This window comes from Acinetobacter sp. TUM15064 (genome assembly GCF_008980265.1).
Classification (GTDB): Bacteria; Pseudomonadota; Gammaproteobacteria; order Pseudomonadales; family Moraxellaceae; genus Acinetobacter.
Genome location: NZ_BKFU01000222.1, coordinates 1 through 445, shown reverse-complemented (window position 1 = coordinate 445; position 445 = coordinate 1). Strand labels below are relative to the sequence as shown.

The 445-nt window shown below is 41.8% G+C and carries 1 protein-coding gene; it reads right to left on the bottom strand.

Annotated features, from left to right (window positions below; translation table 11 throughout):
- Nucleotides 1-445, bottom strand: a 445-nt coding sequence (locus GBI16_RS18520; protein WP_171494602.1) for an efflux RND transporter permease subunit, incomplete at both ends; no start/stop codon positions are given.

The following is a 445-nucleotide window of genomic DNA, read 5'->3' as shown; positions in this document are numbered from 1 at the left end:
GTAGATGACCACTTACTCTAATTTGAATACGGTCTGTACCCGTTTCAAAAAAGCCAGCACTTGCCATACTATTTTGCTTTTGTAAGGCTTCTTGAATCGCTGTAACTGGAATTCCGAGCTGCACCGCTTTAGTGTTAGAAATCTCAACCCATATTTTTTGGTCTTGTAGACCAATCAATTCGACCTTACTGACATCCTTGACTCGTTGAAGCTGTAATTGCAAACGATCTGCATATTCTTTCAAAAGTGCATAGTCAAAGTCTTTGCCTGTCAGTACATAAATATTACCGAAAGTGTCCCCAAATTCATCGTTAAAAAATGGGCCTTGTACACCGTTTGGCAGTTCATGGCGAATATCATTCACCTTCTTACGGACGTTATACCACACGTCAGGAATCTGTGCCGATGTCAGCGAGTCCTTGGCAACAAACGTAACCATCGACTC